At 54.2% G+C, this 16925-nt stretch carries 16 protein-coding genes; 8 read left to right on the plus strand and 8 right to left on the minus strand.

What is annotated here, in order from left to right; translation table 11 throughout:
* Positions 1-10 precede the first annotated feature (10 nt).
* From ABD851_RS02700 to gmd, 6 genes are all read right to left on the minus strand, one after another.
* On the minus strand, positions 11-928 hold the full coding sequence (locus tag ABD851_RS02700) for a sterol desaturase family protein (protein ID WP_344974944.1): 918 nt from the start codon (positions 926-928) through the stop codon (positions 11-13).
* Between the two features lie 159 nt (positions 929-1087).
* Positions 1088-2218: an acyltransferase family protein gene (locus ABD851_RS02705; RefSeq protein WP_344974947.1), complete on the minus strand. Its 1131-nt coding sequence runs from the start codon at positions 2216-2218 to the stop codon at positions 1088-1090.
* A gap of 36 nt (positions 2219-2254) precedes the next feature.
* Positions 2255-3400 carry an acyltransferase family protein gene (locus ABD851_RS02710; protein WP_344974950.1) on the minus strand — a complete coding sequence of 382 codons (1146 nt, stop codon included), beginning with the start codon at positions 3398-3400 and terminating at the stop codon, positions 2255-2257.
* A gap of 58 nt (positions 3401-3458) precedes the next feature.
* Positions 3459-5348 carry an ABC-F family ATP-binding cassette domain-containing protein gene (locus tag ABD851_RS02715; RefSeq protein ID WP_344974953.1) on the minus strand — a complete coding sequence of 630 codons (1890 nt, stop codon included), beginning with the start codon at positions 5346-5348 and terminating at the stop codon, positions 3459-3461.
* A 146-nt stretch (positions 5349-5494) separates the two neighbouring features.
* On the minus strand, positions 5495-6421 hold the full coding sequence (gene fcl, locus ABD851_RS02720) for a GDP-L-fucose synthase (RefSeq protein ID WP_344974956.1): 927 nt from the start codon (positions 6419-6421) through the stop codon (positions 5495-5497).
* A gap of 267 nt (positions 6422-6688) precedes the next feature.
* Complete coding sequence (gmd, locus tag ABD851_RS02725) at positions 6689-7777, minus strand: GDP-mannose 4,6-dehydratase (RefSeq protein ID WP_344974958.1); 1089 nt, start codon at positions 7775-7777, stop codon at positions 6689-6691.
* A gap of 130 nt (positions 7778-7907) precedes the next feature.
* Here gmd and ABD851_RS02730 point away from each other — a divergent pair, with 130 nt between their 5' ends.
* The 5 genes from ABD851_RS02730 to fumC all read left to right on the plus strand — a co-directional run bounded on the left by ABD851_RS02730 (position 7908) and on the right by fumC (position 12979).
* Positions 7908-8807 (plus strand): MerR family transcriptional regulator, encoded by a 900-nt coding sequence (locus tag ABD851_RS02730; RefSeq protein WP_344974960.1) that lies wholly within the window; start codon positions 7908-7910, stop codon positions 8805-8807.
* Positions 8808-8936: 129 nt separating this feature from the next.
* Complete coding sequence (locus tag ABD851_RS02735; protein ID WP_344974963.1) at positions 8937-9437, plus strand: RNA polymerase sigma factor; 501 nt, start codon at positions 8937-8939, stop codon at positions 9435-9437.
* 155 nt (positions 9438-9592) lie between these two features.
* Positions 9593-10240, plus strand: a complete 648-nt coding sequence (locus ABD851_RS02740) for an acetate uptake transporter (RefSeq protein WP_344974966.1) — start codon at positions 9593-9595, stop codon at positions 10238-10240.
* Positions 10241-10547: 307 nt separating this feature from the next.
* Positions 10548-11336, plus strand: a complete 789-nt coding sequence (locus tag ABD851_RS02745) for an enoyl-CoA hydratase/isomerase family protein (protein ID WP_344974969.1) — start codon at positions 10548-10550, stop codon at positions 11334-11336.
* A gap of 239 nt (positions 11337-11575) precedes the next feature.
* A complete protein-coding gene (gene fumC / locus ABD851_RS02750) occupies positions 11576-12979 on the plus strand; it encodes a class II fumarate hydratase (protein WP_344974972.1) in 1404 nt (467 codons plus the stop codon).
* Positions 12980-13014: 35 nt separating this feature from the next.
* Here the strand turns inward: fumC and ABD851_RS02755 are convergent, their stop codons facing one another.
* Positions 13015-13452, minus strand: a complete 438-nt coding sequence (locus tag ABD851_RS02755; RefSeq protein ID WP_344974975.1) for a c-type cytochrome — start codon at positions 13450-13452, stop codon at positions 13015-13017.
* A gap of 176 nt (positions 13453-13628) precedes the next feature.
* Between ABD851_RS02755 and ABD851_RS02760 the strand changes: the two genes are divergently transcribed.
* Positions 13629-14351, plus strand: a complete 723-nt coding sequence (locus tag ABD851_RS02760) for a hypothetical protein (RefSeq protein ID WP_344974978.1) — start codon at positions 13629-13631, stop codon at positions 14349-14351.
* A gap of 146 nt (positions 14352-14497) precedes the next feature.
* A complete protein-coding gene (locus ABD851_RS02765; RefSeq protein ID WP_344974981.1) occupies positions 14498-15052 on the plus strand; it encodes a type 1 glutamine amidotransferase domain-containing protein in 555 nt (184 codons plus the stop codon).
* 100 nt (positions 15053-15152) lie between these two features.
* Here ABD851_RS02765 and ABD851_RS02770 read toward each other — a convergent pair whose 3' ends face one another.
* The gene (locus tag ABD851_RS02770) at positions 15153-15500 is read right to left on the minus strand and encodes a hypothetical protein (protein WP_344974984.1); all 348 of its coding nucleotides are present in this window, start codon (positions 15498-15500) and stop codon (positions 15153-15155) included.
* A gap of 167 nt (positions 15501-15667) precedes the next feature.
* Here ABD851_RS02770 and ABD851_RS02775 point away from each other — a divergent pair, with 167 nt between their 5' ends.
* Positions 15668-16921 (plus strand): DNA recombination protein RmuC, encoded by a 1254-nt coding sequence (locus tag ABD851_RS02775; protein ID WP_344974987.1) that lies wholly within the window; start codon positions 15668-15670, stop codon positions 16919-16921.
* The last annotated feature ends 4 nt before the right edge of the window (positions 16922-16925 follow it).

A 16925-nucleotide genomic window follows, 5' to 3' on the forward strand; every position in this document is an offset into this window, starting at 1 on the left:
AGCATGCTCCTCAGCGGGCCGCTGCGGCTTCTTTTTTCCGCATGGCGATGCCGGCGGGACTTCCAAAAATAAAATGACATTTTTTACGGAATCCCTTTGCCTTTTTTACATCTTTCCAGATGTCCAGGTATTCATGGAAATTCAGATATAGGGGATTGGCCTTTTTTTCCTTGGGCAACGGCGAGGTGATGCCGTAGATCACCTGTTCCTCTTCAGGCTGATAAGTACCGAACAGGCGATCCCAGAAGATGAAGGTAGCGCCGAAATTTTTGTCGATATACTTCTCCTGGGAGCCGTGATGCACACGGTGGTTGGAAGGTGTGGCAAAGATATACTCGATAAAACGGGGCATTTTCCGGATGTATTCGGTATGGACCCAGAACTGGAACAGGATTGCGATCTGGTTCACCACAAAGATGATGATGGGATGGAAACCCAAAAATGCCACGGGTAAGAAGAAAATGATCTTGAGGTCCTGCACCCAGCTGAGCCGGAAAGAAACCGTCAGGTTATAATGCTCGCCCGAGTGGTGGGCGATATGCGTAGCCCACCAGAAACGCTGGGCATGAGAGATGCGGTGGGCCCAGTAGCTGCAAAAATCAAAGATGATGTAGCAGGGCAGGAAAGTCCACCAGTTGAGCGTCATCCGCCAGGGAATAAGATTGTATACGCAGACGGCGCCGTATAACAGGGTGGCTTTCAGCAGGGCGCTTACCACGACGTTGCCCAGGCCTACCATAATGGATCCGAAGGTTTCTTTCTTCTCGTAATATTTGTGATCCTGCTTCCAGGAAATGATAAATTCCAGTGCGGCGAAAAAAAACATGGCAGGTGCCGCCCATACTATAATATCCGGAGCATTTCGCTCGATGTGCTCAAGATTATCCAAAGGGATTTTTTTGCCGTCAAACAGCGAGAGTAGCAGCATGTGTCAAGTTTAGTTTTAAGGTAGGTGCTCAAAATACTAAAATATGACAACAATCCGGCAGCTTACCCCTACGCGGGCCAAAAATAGACCGTAACGTCCCGGAAAAATAACAGGACGCTAACATAACAGGGATAACCGTTATGAGTGCTTCCGGACCTCTCAGATGCGGATATATACCTTTTTCCGGTCCATCCAGTATCCTACGAGCCAGCAGATCAGCATGTAGGAAACAGCGAACAGCAGGGAGCCAAAAGCCCCGGGGACGATTACCTGGTAGATGTGCCCGTTTATCCAGCGAAACAACGGATCCCCGCCCACCGGGATCATATACAGCACCACGACCAGCAGCTCCGAAAGCAGATAAACGGAGAGCGGGTTTTTGCCGACGACGGTGAAAAAGTAAACGCCCCGCTTCCACGACCGGATCTCAATAAAATAAATGAGCAGCGGCAGCACCAGCAGATCGATCCCTACCGTATACAATACAAAGGGGCTGGTCCATATTTTTTTGCCGATGGGGAAAAACTGGTTCCAGAAGAGCGCCGCAAAAACGAGCAGCGTGCCGGCCATCATGAGCTTGAAGACGCATTCGAAGTTTTTTCCCTTTTGTTGGATGAATATGCCCGCCAGATATCCGGCGATCACATTTACGATGGAAGGTATGGTGCTCAGCACCCCTTCGGGGTCAAAGGGAATGCCTTCGCCGTGATAGAGATGATCGTTGCCAAACAGAAAACGGTCCAGCCGCAGTACGGCATTGCCGGTCATGCTGAGCTGGGCTCCGGGCTCGCCGAAGATCATCAGCAGGGCCCAGTAGCCGAAAAGAAAGATCACGGAAAGGATGACGGCCGTTCGCCGGGAGCAGTACAGCACGATCAGCGCGCCGAAACAGTAGGCCAGCGCAATGCGTTGCAATACCCCCATGATGCGGGTCTGACTGATGGGGTTGAGCGCCCAGTGTCCCTCGGAGGTGATGTGAAAAAAGGGAAACCAGTACATGAGATAGCCCAGCAGGAAGATGATGACCGTGCGTTTGAATATCTTTTTCAGCACCGCTGCATTTCCCATGGCCTGGTATTTTTTTATGGAAAAGCTAAGCGCATTCCCGACGGCAAAAAGAAATGAAGGGAACACCAGATCGGTCGGTGTAAAGCCGAACCAATGGGCATGGTGAAGCGGGGCGTAGGCCGATGCGCCGCTGCCCGGCGTGTTTACAATGATCATCAGACAGATGGTCATGCCGCGGAACACATCGAGCGACTGAAAACGGGTGGATGGAGATGTATGCATAACAGGTTGTTGACAACGATACGGGCATGAAGCGGGTTAGACCCGGATATAGATCTTTTTCCGGTCAAGCCACAAGCCTACCAGCCAGAAGAGCAGTACGTGGAAAACGGCAAAGGCGAGCGAGCCCATCCAGTTCCCGAACAAGGGTTGAAACACTACGGTATAAAGCCACCCGTACATATTCCGGCCGGGTGTCATGGGGATGGCAAAATAGGAGAGCACCACCACGTCTGCTAAGATATAGATAAAGAGCGGATTTTTTCCGAATACCGTAAAGAAGCGGGACCAGTTGCCCGGATTCCAGGCCCTGATCTCCAGCAGCCAGATCAGCACGGCAATGACATAGAGGGCCAGACCGGTGGTATAAAGCACAAAGCTGCTTGTCCACAGTTTTTTGGCAATGGGAAAGAGGGGATTCCAGCAGAGCGCCAGCGCCAGCATCAGCGTCCCGGCCAGGAAAAGACCGGCGACACATTCGTAGCTCTTCCCTTTCTGCTGTATAAAGACGCCCGCCCGGTATCCGAAGATGACCGACGATACGGCGGGGAGGGTACTCAGTACTCCTTCGGGGTCAAAGGGGACGCCTTCTCCATGATACAGGTGATCCGGGCCAAAGAGGAAGCGGTCGAGCTTCAGCACGGCGTTGCCTTCGAGCGTCAGCTGCGCACCCGGATCGCCCAGCCACATCAGCAGTCCCCAGTAAGCCGGCAGGATCAGGATGCCGATCAGCAGTGCCCGGCGCAGCCCCAGGTAATGAATGAGCAGGGCGGCAGCGCAATAGGCCAATGCGATCCGTTGCAGCACGCCCATGATGCGGATATGGTCCAGGTGGAACTTGTGCGACCAGCTATGCGTAACGGCATCATAGCGGAAGAAAGGGTAAAAGTGAATGGCATAGGAGATAAGGAAGATGAGCGCCGTCCGTCTGAATATCTTCCACAAAACGGCCGCCTGCCCCAGCGCTTCGTACTTCTTCATCGAGAAGCTCATGGCGTTACCCACGGCAAAAAGAAAAAAGGGGAATACGAGATCGGTGGGCGTGCAGCCGAACCATTTGGCATGATCCAGCGGTGCAAAGACATAACGCCAGCTGCCCGGGTTGTTTACCAGGATCATCATGGCAATGGTCATGCCGCGGAACACGTCGAGCGAAAGAAACCGTCCGGGCCGGTTCAGGTTCATAATACGGGGCTATATACCCAACAAGATAACAATAGTTGGAGAAATTTCCGGGAAAGAGTTACCGCCGCTCGTCCAGCTCCAGCCAGCGCAGCTCTTTTTCATCGAGCAGCGCCGTGATGGTCCCGATCCTGCTGGCAGCCTCATGCAGCGCCTCGAACGACAGGCTGCCTTCGCCGATCTTTTCTTCCAGCGATTTCTTCTCCTGCTCCAGCTGGGGCATCTCCTGCTCCAGCTGTTCCAGCTCCCGCTTTTCGTGATAGGCCAGCTTTTTCTTTTGCGGCCCGGACGCTGCCGCGGTCCGGTCAGCGGCCGGCGCTCCGCCGGAGGGGGCTGCTGCTGCGGCTTTCTGCTTATGACTTTCGGCTTCCCGGTACTGCGAATAGTTGCCGGGGAAATCCCGTATGCTGCCCTCGCCCTCGAACGCAAAAAGATGGTCGATGAGCCGGTCCATAAAATACCGGTCGTGCGATACGATGACCACACAGCCGGGAAAATCCTGGAGGAAATCTTCCAGCACGTTCAGCGTCTGGATATCGAGATCATTGGTAGGTTCGTCGAGGATGAGGAAGTTGGGATTTCGGAACAGGATGCTGAGCAGGTGCAGACGCCGTTTTTCGCCGCCGCTGAGTTTTGAGATATAGGTATATTGCTTTTCGGGAGGGAACAGGAAGAGCTCCAGGAAGCGGGCGGCGCTCACCTTGGTGCCGTCCGCCAGGGGGAAGTGCTCGGCAATGGCCTTTACAAACTCGATCACCCGCTTGTCTTCTTTTACTTCCAGCCCCTGCTGGTTATAATATCCGAATATAACGGTGTCGCCTGTATTCACCTTCCCCGAGTCGGCCGGCTCGTTTCCCATCAGGATGTCCAGAAAAGTAGATTTGCCGGCGCCGTTCTTCCCGATAATGCCGATCCGCTCTCCCTTCTTAAAGGTATAGTCAAATCCTTTCAGGATGATTTTGTCGCCATAGGATTTATAGACTTTTTTCAGCTCGAGGATTTTACCGCCGAGCCTGCTCATCTTCACCTGCAGGGAAACGTTGCCTTCCGTGGTTTTTACGGTGGCTTTTTCCTTCAGGTCGTGAAAGGCGTCGATACGCGCCCTGGCCTTGGTACTGCGGGCTTTGGGCTGGCGCAGCATCCAGTCCAGCTCTTTTCGGAGGAGGTTGCGGGCCTTGTCGGTGGAGGCTTTCTCAGCTTCTTCCCGGGCCGACTTCTTTTCGAGGAAATGTTCGTAGTCCCCCCGGTAAGTATATAGCCGCTCATCGTCCAGCTCCCAGATCTCGTTGCACACATGATCCAGGAAGTACCGGTCGTGCGTCACCAGGAAGAGGGTCACTTTTTCCTGCTTCAGATACTGTTCCAGCCATTCGATCATTTCCACATCGAGGTGGTTGGTGGGCTCGTCCAGGATCAGCAGCGTATGGCGGTGCTCGAAGCCGGCGTCGATCAGGGTGCGGGCCAGGGCCACGCGTTTTCGCTGTCCGCCGGAAAGGGTGCCGGCGGGTTGCTGCAGCTGTCGGATCTGCAGCTTTCCCAATATCTGTTTTACGCGGGCTTCAAACTGCCAGGCGCCGAGCTCGTCCATGCGGGCAATGGCGGCCGCCATCTGCTGTTCGCCCGGCGCAGGACCATCCAGCAGCGCTTCGTATTCGCGGATGGCATTCAGCACCGGATGATCGTGATCAAAGATGTTCCCGATCACCGACTTCTGATCCTGCAGGCGGGTTTCCTGATCGAGGAAGGCTACGGTCACATCCTTGTGGACCCATACCGTGCCTTCATCGGGGGTATCCCGCCCCGCCAGTATCTTCAGCAGGGTGGATTTACCCGCGCCATTGCGCGCGATCAGCGCTATCTTATCGCCTTCTTCAATATGAAAAGATATTCCGGAGAACAGCGATTGTACGCCGTATGATTTATTCAGCCCTTCCGCAGAAACGTAATGCATATTTTATAGGGTTAAAGGTAAAAGGTTAGAGGCGAAGGGCATTTAGTCAATAGTTTCTGGTTTGAAGTTGATTTGATGATTTGAAAATTTGATGATGTGCTGATTGTTCATCATCAAATCGGCACATTGTCAAATCAAAATGCCTTTCACCCTTCATCCTTCGCCTCCTGATACACCGCCCTGATCCCTTCCTGCAGCCCGATGCGGTGTTTCCAGCCCAGCTGATGCAGCTTGCCGACATCCAGCAGCTTGCGGGGGGTGCCGTCGGGCTTGCTGTGATCGAATTCGATCTTCCCTTTATAGCCGGCCACAGCGGCAATCAGCTCCGCGAGCCCGGCAATGCTGATATCTTCCCCGGTACCGATATTGACCAGGCCCGGTTCGTCGTAATGCTGCATCAGGTAAACACAGGCGTCCGCCATATCATCCGCATGCAGAAATTCGCGTTTAGGCGTTCCCGTTCCCCAGACGGTAACGGAAGGCTGGTTCTCCGCAACGGCCTCCCGGAATTTCCGGATCAGCGCCGGCAGCACATGCGAATTTTGCAGGTCGTAATTGTCGTTGGGACCGTAGAGGTTGGTGGGCATCACCGAAATAAAATTGCACCCGTACTGGCTGCGGTAGGCATCGCACATTTTGATGCCGGCGATTTTGGCGATGGCATAAGGTTCATTGGTCGGTTCCAGGAGGCCGGTCAACAGATAGTCTTCCCGTAAAGGCTGTGGGGCCAGCTTCGGATAGATGCAGGAAGAGCCCAGGAAGAGCAGCTTTTTTACCCCGTTTTTCCAGGCATGGTGGATCACGTTGTTCTGGATCTGCAGGTTGTCGTACAGGAATTCTGCCCGGTAGGTATTGTTGGCCATGATGCCGCCCACCCTGGCAGCGGCCAGGAAAACATAGTCCGGTTTTTCGGCGGCGAAAAAGTCTGCTACGGCCGCCTGGTTGCGCAGGTCCAGCTCGGCCGAGCTCCGCAGCACAAAATCAGTAAACCCTTCTTCCTGCAATCTCCGGAGGATAGCGCTGCCCACCATGCCGCGGTGGCCTGCGATATAGATCTTATCGTTTTTGTTCATCAGTCGATGGTTTCCAATTTCTGATTTCTCAGTTTACGTCGTTCGTAAAGTTTTTAGCAGTCCCGTGAAACGCGGTTCGGCAGCACTATTTAAAAATGAATCGACTCCGTTGCCAATGCTTCGCATTTGAGGTTCAAGGTCTAAAGTTTGAGGTTTTTGGTTCCGGAGTCTAAGGTCTAAAGTTGATCTGTCTGGCATAAAACCTTAGGCCTTGAACCTTACTTAAAATGCCTTTCACCTTTCACCTTTTTCCTTTCACCTTTATTTTCATCCTTCCGCGGAAGGGGTCGACCGCCCTCCGCCGGCCAGATCGGCCTGTACCATTTCCCGGACGAGCGCCTTCAGGTCATACTTCGGCGTCCAGCCCAGCTTTTGCTTTGCCTTTGAGGCATCGCCGATGAGGAGATCCACTTCGGTAGGACGGAAGTAACGCGGGTCCACGCAAACCACTTCCTGGCCCTCCGGCAGCTGGTATCCGGGATGGGAGCAGCCGGTAACATACCCTTTTTCCTCCAGGCCCTTTCCGCGGAATTCGAGGGCGATACCCGCTTCGGCAAAAGCCATCTTTACAAAATCACGTACCGAATGGGTTTCTCCCGTGGCGATCACAAAATCTTCGGCCCGGTCCTGCTGCAACATCAGCCACATCGCTTCCACATAATCCCTGGCATGCCCCCAGTCGCGCCGGGCGTCCAGGTTGCCGAGATAGAGCTTTTGGTCTGTGCCCAGGGCGATCTGTGCGACCGCCCGCGTGATCTTGCGGGTGACAAAGGTCTCGCCCCGCACCGGACTTTCGTGGTTGAACAGGATGCCGTTGACGGCAAACAGGTCGTAAGCCTCCCGGTAATTGACCGTGATCCAGTAGGCGTAGAGCTTGGCTACGGCATAGGGGGAGCGGGGGTAAAAGGGTGTGCTTTCCTTTTGAGGGGTTTCCTGCACCAGCCCGTACAGCTCGGAGGTAGCCGCCTGGTAGAACCGCGTTTTTTCAGACAGCCCCAGCAGCCGGATGGCTTCCAGCAGCCGCAGGGTGCCCAGGCCGTCGGCATTGGCGGTGTATTCCGGGGTCTCGAAGCTCACCTTTACATGGCTTTGGGCGGCCAGGTTATAAATCTCGTCGGGCTGCGTTTCCTGCACAATGCGGATCAGATTGGTGGAATCCGTCAGGTCACCGTAATGCAGCACAAAATGCGGATGCTGAACATGCGGGTCCTGGTACAGATGATCGATGCGGTCCGTATTGATCAGCGAGCTTCTGCGCTTGATGCCGTGCACCAGGTAACCTTTGCCAAGGAGCAGTTCGGCCAGATAGGCCCCGTCCTGCCCGGTGATGCCGGTGATTAACGCTGTTTTTTGCATAATTACTGCTTAAAGCCGCTAAGATAAAACAATTGCGGAAGCCGGCAGGCGGGAAGCGGGAACGGGCAAACCCGTCTTTTTGAACCAACCGGACAAATCAGTTGTAAAAATAATAAGTTTGCGTGCGGAAATGAACGACACTTATACCATCAGGGAGCTGGAATGCCTTTCGGGGATCAAGGCGCATACCATCAGGATGTGGGAGCAGCGCTACGGGTTGTTAAAGCCGCAGCGCAGCCATACCAACATCCGCAGCTATGACTGCGCCGAGCTGAAGCGCCTGCTGAACATCGCCCTGCTGAACAGAAACGGGTACCGCATATCCGATATCCACCGTATGGATGAGGCCGACCTTCATGCCAGCATCCTTTCCCTCTTTCGTTCGGACGCCCGTTGCGAATGCCGCATTACCCGGCTGATGCAATTGATGCTGGATCTGCAGGCGGAGCAGTTCGAAAAAACCCTGGAAGCCGATATCCGGAAAAACGGGCTGCAGGACTGTCTTACCGAAGTGATCTTTCCCTTCCTGCAGCGGATGGACGTATTGTGGAGCACCGATCATATCAATGCCGCCCAGGACAGGCTGGTCACCAATATCGTCCGCCAAAAGCTGATTGCCGGCATCGAGAAAGCCGGCTCCTGCTGTGCCGGCCCTGAGACCGCCACCGCCCTGCTTTTTCTTCCCGAAGGGGAGTTTCACGAGCTGGGCCTGCTGTACCTCTGCTATCTCCTGAAAAGACAGGGCCATAATGTGCTTTACCTGGGCGCCAATATCCCCCTGGGCGATGTAAACGCGTTCCTGGTAAAAAGACCGGCGGATTATCTTTGTCTGCACCTGACCTCCACGTTGCCCGCCGGGCGTTTCGAAGAGTTCCTGCGCCAGCTGAATGCCCGCTTTAAAGGAAAAAAGATCATGCTGTGCGGCCCGCTGGTCAGCCGTCACCATGTCAAAGCCGGGCGCTTCCCCAATATCCAGATCAGCCGATCGGCCGCCGAGATAAACGCCTTTGCCGAAAGCCTTTGCCCCTGAAATGATAAGCCCTAATGCCGTCCCCGCAGAAAGGATTGACTATTATGTACATTTAACAAAACCTTAAGCAAAATAATTTGTTCGTTCCAAAATTGGTGTTTAACTTTACTATAGAAAAAGTTAAACAATATGTCTACCCTTGAATTTAACAATCTGCTGGTCCGCAATGCGGATTTTCTGAGGCCCTTCGCGATCACACTCACCAAGGACAGCGAGGCGGCCAAGGACCTCTATCAGGAAACGATGTTCCGCGCCATTTCCAATCAGGATAAATACAATGTAGGTACCAACATAAAAGCATGGCTCTATACGATCATGCGCAATATCTTCATCAACAATTACCGGAGGAAGGTAAAGCAAAAGACCATCTTTGACAATTCTGCGAACGACTTTCTCCTGGATTACCAGCAGGCCGGGACGGTAAACCATACCGAGTCTGCGTTGCGCGTGAAGGATCTCTACCAGGCCATCCATAACCTGCCGGAGATATTCAGGCATCCTTTCCAGATGTACCTGGACGGGTATAAGTACCATGAGATCGCCGACATGCTGCATGAGCCCCTGGGTACCATCAAAAGCCGGATCCATTTTGCCCGCAAGATGCTGAAATCCCAGATCAGCCGTTACTGAACCTTTGCCGGACGCGGCAGGCCTTCGGGCTGTCTGTGGAAAATCCGGCTGTCGCCGGGGGTACAGGGGGAAGCTTTTTCTGTTTATTTAACTTTTTTCGAAGGCAGGGTTGCATTATTGCGTAAAGTTTTTAATATTTAGGTTAAAAATCTGCTATGATGCCGACTCCGTCTGTAACTGTCCTCAAGGATACCACCGCCAATCCCGCCCCGCTGGGGCTGCTGGGATTCGGGATGACCACCGTTTTGCTCAATCTCGCCAATGCCGGATATTTTGGCGTCAATGCCATGATCCTGGCCATGGGTATCTTTGTAGGCGGTCTGGCACAGGTGCTGGCCGGCGTCCAGGAATGGAAGAAAGGGAACAGCTTTGGGGCGACGGCATTTACCGCCTACGGCATGTTCTGGCTGTCTCTGGTCTGCATTTTCACCCTCCCCGCTACCTCCTGGGGCGGCGCTTTTAAGGCGGATGCCGCCTCGCTGGGCTGGTACCTCCTGCTATGGGGAGTGTTTACCCTGTTTATGTTTTTCGGTACCCTGAAGCTGAACCGCATGCTGCAGGTGGTTTTCTTTACCCTTACCATCCTGTTTTTCCTGCTCGCCGGAAGTGAATTTACGGAAAACGCTTCGCTCAAAGCCTTTGCCGGATATGAAGGTATTGTCTGCGGTCTCTCCGCCTGCTACGGCAGCATGGCGCTTATCCTCAACGAAACCTATGGCAGGACGGTGCTGCCCCTGGGAGATAAAAAAGTCTTACCGGCGTCCCAGCCTGAAGCTGAAGCCCTGCCTTCGCTGAGCGCCTGAGGGCGGAACATTCGCCCCGCTGCCGGCGTGGGATCCGGCCGGATGTTGTCGTATTAGGCCCCGCGGCGGAACGCTCCGCCCCGGCGATGGGCCGGGTCTCCCGAGCTTTATAAGTCTTTGTGTTGCCGAAAGCCGCAGAATATGATATCCTGCGGGAGGCTTTTGCGCCCGCCTTCCGCCGGCTGCCCCTTCATGGCCGTCCTTACGACCGTTACCTTTCCGCCGCGGATTTTCAGCCGACTTACCCCGCAGGGCGAAAGTCCCGTCAATATGCGCTAACTTGCAACCGCATTTCAAAACCACCGTCATGCCCCAGGAACTCCTGCTGACCGGTCTGAGGGAAGGCATTTATACCATCACCCTCAACCGTCCTGAAAAACTGAATGCGCTGAACCGGCAGCTGATCGCCGGGCTCGGCCGGGTGATGGAGGAGGTATACCGCCGTCCGGACATCCGGGCGGTACTGATCACCGGGGCGGGGGAGAAGGCTTTTGCTGCAGGAGCGGATATCGCGGAGCTGGCTTCCCTGGACGTGGAGGCGGCTACCGCGCTGGCCCGGAGCGTGCAGCAGGATGTTTTTGATAAAATTGAAAACTGTCCCAAGCCCGTCGTGGCGGCGGTAAACGGATATGCCCTGGGCGGCGGTTGCGAGCTGGCTATGGCCTGCCATTTCCGGACCGCTGCGGAAACCGCCCGGTTCGGGCAGCCGGAAGCCGGCCTGGGGCTGATACCCGGCTATGGCGGTACCCAGCGGCTTACCCGACTGGCGGGCAAGGGGAGGGCCATGGAGATGATGATGAGCGGCGGAATGATCGACGCCGCTACCGCGGAAAGATGGGGCCTGGTGAACCATATTTACCCGCCCGGGCAGCTGCTGGACGCAAGTCTTCGCCTGCTGGAGAAGATACGGGATAATGCGCCCCCGGCCCTCGGCCGTATCATCGGGCTGGTCAATGCGGCCTCATTGGGCGATGCCGGTGGATTCGACAGGGAGATCGCGGCGTTCGGGGCCTGCTTCGGCACCCCGGAGATGCAGGAGGGTACCCGCGCTTTCCTGGAAAAAAGAAAGCCGAAGTTCGATGGAGGTGAAAGGTAAAAGGCGAAAGGCGTTAATGATTTGGTAATTTACTTCATGCATTATGATTTTTTAGTGGTCTTAGTGAAGGCTTCGCCTTTGATGATGAATTTATTATCAAAAGCACTTTTTAAAGTTTAAGTTCAAGGTCTAAAGTCTGAGGTTTCATTCCAGGCAAATCAACTTTGGACGTTAAACTTTAGAATCTTAGACTCAGAAACCTCAAACCGGAAATCAGAAACTTCAAACATCAAACATACATGGAATACCGCATTGAAAAAGACACGCTGGGAGAGGTAAAAGTACCGGCAGATGTATACTGGGGCGCGCAGACCGAACGCTCGGTGGAGAATTTTAAGATTGCCCGGGACACCAATAAGATGCCGCTGGAGATCATCCGGGCCTTCGCCTATCTCAAAAAAGGGGCTGCGCTCACGAATATGGCTGCAGGCGTATTGCCTGAAGAAAAAGCAAATCTCATCGCGCGGGTATGCGATGAGATCCTCGAAGGCAAGCTGGACGATCAGTTCCCGCTGGTGGTATGGCAGACGGGCTCGGGAACCCAGAGCAACATGAACGTCAACGAAGTGGTCGCCTACCGCGCGCATGTCCTGAACGGCGGAAAGCTCAGCGACAAGCAAAAGCTGCTGCACCCCAATGACGATGTCAACAAATCACAGTCTTCCAACGACACCTTTCCGACGGCCATGCACATTGCGGCCTATAAAATACTCGTTGAAGTGACGTTACCGGGCATCAAAAAGCTGCGGGATACGCTTGCCGAGAAGTCAAAAGCCTATATGCAGGTAGTGAAGATCGGCCGCACCCATTTTATGGATGCCACCCCGCTGACCCTGGGGCAGGAGATCAGCGGCTATGTGTCCCAGCTGGATCACGGCCTGAAGGCCATAAAGCATACGCTGGCGCATCTGAGCGAGCTGGCGCTGGGGGGTACCGCCGTAGGGACGGGTATCAACACCCCGCCCGGCTATGCCGCGGCAGTCGCTGCAAGGATCGCCGAGCTGACCGGGTTGCCTTTTGTCACTGCAGAAAATAAATTTGAGTCGCTGGCGGCGCATGACGCTATTGTAGAAAGCCACGGGGCGTTGAAAACGGTGGCGGTCAGCCTGATGAAGATTGCTAATGATATCCGGATGCTCTCTTCCGGTCCCCGCTGCGGCATCGGAGAGATCCATATCCCCGACAACGAGCCCGGCTCCTCCATCATGCCCGGAAAGGTCAACCCCACCCAGTGCGAAGCGCTGACCATGGTGGCGGCTCAGGTAATGGGCAACGATGTGGCCATCAACATCGGTGGCGCAACGGGACATTTTGAGCTGAACGTGTTCAAGCCGGTGATGATCTACAATTTTTTACATTCCGCCCGGCTGATCGGGGAAGCCTGCGTATCCTTCAACGACAAATGCGCGACGGGTATTGAACCCATCGAAGCCAATATCCGTCACAACCTGAATAATTCCCTGATGCTGGTAACAGCGCTGAACACCCGGATCGGTTATTACAAGGCGGCAGAGATCGCGCAAAAGGCGCACAAAGAAGGGAAAACCCTCAAAGAGATGGCGGTATCCCTGGGCTACCTGACTCCCGAGCAGTTCGACGAGTGGGTGAATCCGGCGGAAATGGTCGGCCATCTCAATGGGTAAATCCAGCGGCGGCGGATATATCGCGTACGGAATAGCTATTTTTTCACGGCAGGAGCTTCCTTGGCCGGATGTTCACTACCGTGGTGGCAGCTGTAGCAGGTCACTTCATACTTGTTATTGACGAAGTTCTCGGCAAAGCTGCCTTTTACCTTGAAGTGCTTGCCATTGATCTTCTTAACCATGCGCATCATATTGCGGGCCACGTCTTTATGGGGGTTGGCATCGGATGCAAAGTCAAGATCGCCCGGCTTGGTGGTAGATTTGGCATGACAATCGCCGCATTTAAAATCAAGGGCGTCACAGAAATCGTGCATGATCTTGATGAGCGCCATGTGATCGATATCTTTGGGAAGCACTTTCAGGTTCTGGGGCTTGTGCGGTTTGGGAGGCGCGGCATCCCGGAAAGAAAGAGAGGCGAAGGACATAATGCCGACAATGGCTAATCCGGCTAACCATTTTTTTCTGTGAGTCATGAACATGATGATGATTTTAATGCCTGATAAAAATTCCGGCTATAAAGCTAATAAAAATAAAATACCATACGCTTCCTCTTTTATAGGCGGGATGCCGGGCGGGGAAAATTTAACGTATCGGTAACTTTTTATGCCGTTAATTCGTAGTATGGGCTATGAATACTAAACTTTTCCGGATGAAGACAGTCGCCCTGCTCTGCGGTCTGGGTCTGACCCTTACCCTTACCTCGTTATCGGTTCGGGCCCAGGGTACCTTACCCGGTTATCTGCAGAACTATACGCATGCCTTTAAGCTGAAGCCGCAGCAGCGGGTTTACTGGACCGGCGGCGCCGACGGTCCCATCGCTTCTTTTTCACAGGTAAAGAACAATGCGGGAAAGGTGCCTTCGGACATGCGCTTTTCGCTTTTTTTCAATATCGGAGTGGCCACTCATTACGACTTTAACAGCCATGTGGGGGTTTTTTCCGGTCTCAATCTGAAAAACATCGGCCTGATCACAAGGCAGGATTCCATCCGGTTGAAAAGAAGAGTCTACACCCTCGGCGTTCCCCTTGGACTGAAGCTGGGCGACCTGGATCAGCAAACCTTCTTTTTCCTGGGCGGACAATATGAGCTGGCCCTGAACTATAAGGAGAAAACCTTTATCGACGGACACAAGACGGGCAAGTTCAATGAATGGTTCAGTCCGCGGACCCCGCTGCTGATGCCCTCCCTGTTTGCCGGCTTCGAGATCCGGGACTTCAGCCTCAAATTCCAGTATTATCCCCAGCCTTTTTTCAACCGCGACTTCTCCCAGACCGTCCACGGGTCCCAGTTTTATCCTTACAAAGACCTGAAAGCAAATCTCTTTTTTGTGACCTTTGGCTATAATTTTTCCACCCGCGACACCAGCCGCTGAGGGCAATTTTCTCTACAACCGTCCGGCCTTTTCCACATCCTGAAAGCACCTGTCCGCCTGACGTCGCGCATTACGCCCTGCCTTAATGGCCTGGTTTGGTATTTGGAGTGAGAGGCAGTATCTATCACCCCGAAAAACCCATGGTTATGAACAACATGTCAGAAAAGAAAGTGGCGATCCTTACCGAAAACGGATTTGAAGAACAGGAGCTCACCAGCCCCAAGCAGGCCCTTGAGGCGGCAGGCGCTACGGTGCATATCGTTTCTCCGCAGCCGGAGAAAGTCCGTGGCTGGAAAGGCGGCAACTGGACCATCGAGCTACCGGTAGATGTACAGGTGGATCAGGCCCGGCCGGACGACTACGATGCGCTCGTGGTACCCGGGGGCGTGATCAATCCGGATAAGATGCGGCTGAACGAACATTGTGTGGCTTTTGCAAAAGCCTTTCTCGAAACCGGAAAGCCGGTGGCCGCCATCTGTCATGGTCCCCAGCTGCTGATCGAAACCGGTTTGCTGCAGGGCCGCACCATGACCTCCTTTTATTCCATCAAGACCGATCTGATCAATGCCGGCGTACAATGGATAGACAAGGAGGTGGTGACCGACCAGGGGCTGGTGACGAGCCGTTCGCCCCGGGATCTGGAGGCATTCAACAAAAAGATGCTGGAAGAAATACAGGAAGGCGTTCACAGCGCGGCATAATTACACAACGGCACAACGGGGAGGCCCGGCCCCGCCGTTGTGCCGTCTTTTTTCCGCTGTGCGGCGGTCTTTCAGCGACCGGCCGTTGCTGGCATGTCACTTAGTCGTTACGGTCGTCTTCCAGGTCCTCATGCCGGTCTCCCCCGAGGCTGTAATAGTTGTTTTCTTCGTCTTCCTCGCCGATCGACTCATCCGCATCATCCAGGTCGGCGCCCGGAACATCGGGCATTTCTTCCGTATTGTCCTCCTTGCTTTGACTCAGCTCGGGAACTTTTTCGGAAGGCGCTTCCTCCGAGTCGTCTACCTTTACCTTCCGGCCGGCATGCCGGGGCGTGAGGATATCCTCCTCGGGAGGATAAGGGGGATATCCCGGGAAATCTTCCTCTTCCTTTTTCTTTTCTTTCTGCTGCTTTTCCGGTTTTTCCGGATGCTTGTCCTGTCTGGCCATAGTAAGTGATTTATAGGGATAGAAGGATTAACGCTGAAGAAAGCGCCAAAACTGTTCCAAAAAGCTTCCGGCAGCCGGTTTCCGGGCACGCGTCTTGCCCTCTTCCTGTGGCGGTTCCCTGTTTATGGCGGTTTGGGCGTTTTTGATTAAAATTGCAGGAAGTTTCTATGGAACCATTACTGATTATATTGCTTTTGGTCATACTGGCGTTGCTGGGGGTGACGGCTTTCTTTGCTTACCGGGCGGCAGCCGGCAAGGGCGATCACCTGACCGGGATAAAATACAAGGTGGAGAACCTCTCTGCGGAGCTGTTCCGGATGGAATCTGCCGTAAAGGGAGAGCTGGTGACCAACCGGGCTGAAACCGGCGAAGCCATGCGCGCATCGCGACAGGAGCTGTCGGCCCTGCTTACTTCATTTGAAGATCGTGTGGGCCGGATGCGCGAAACCCTGGAGCGGAAGATGGCCGAGCTGCAGGCCGGCAATGAAAAAAAGCTGGATGAAATGCGGGCAACCGTGGATGAGAAGCTGCAAAAGACCCTCGAAAGCCGGCTCAGCGAATCCTTTAAGCTGGTGAGCGAACGCCTGGAGGCGGTGCATAAGGGGCTGGGAGACATGCAGCAGCTGGCCACCGGCGTGGGGGACCTGAAAAGGGTATTATCCAATGTAAAGACACGGGGTATCCTTGGCGAATATCAGCTGGAGACGCTGCTGGATCAGCTGCTTACCCGCGAGCAGTATGCGCGCAACGTAAAGACCAAAGAAAACTCAAACGCCCTGGTGGAGTTTGCGGTGAAGCTGCCCGGCAGGAAGGACGGCGAAAAGGGGGTATGGCTGCCGGTAGACTCCAAATTTCCACGGGAAGATTTTGAGCTTTTGCAGGAAGCTTACGACCAGGGTAATCCTGCGCTGATCGAGGAGGGGCGGAAGAATTTTGTAAAGGGAATAAAGAAATGTGCCGCGGATATTGCCGGTAAATATCTTGATCCGCCCAACACCACGGACTTTGCCATTCTTTTTCTGCCTTTTGAAAGCCTGTATGCGGAGGTGCTCCGTACGCCGGCTTTGTTTGAGACGATACAGCGGGAATACCGTGTGGTCATTACGGGGCCCACTACCTTGTCGGCCCTGCTGAACAGCCTCCAGATGGGCTTCCGGACGCTGGCCATAGAAAAGCGTTCCGGAGAAGTATGGCAGCTGCTGGGCGCGGTAAAGACGGAATTCGGAAACTTTGGCGGCATCCTTGAAAAAACGCAGAAGAAGCTGCAGGAGGCCAGCAACGTCATCGAGCAGGCCGGCGTAAGATCCCGCGCTATCGAAAGGAAGCTGAAGACCGTGCAGGAGCTGCCCGAGGCGGAGTCCCGGGCATTGCTCGGCAGCAACCCCCAAACCGCGTTTCCCGGCGAAGATGAAGGAGCCTGATAAC

It is taken from the genome of Compostibacter hankyongensis (assembly GCF_039541075.1).
GTDB classification, from domain to species: domain Bacteria; phylum Bacteroidota; class Bacteroidia; order Chitinophagales; family Chitinophagaceae; genus Compostibacter; species Compostibacter hankyongensis.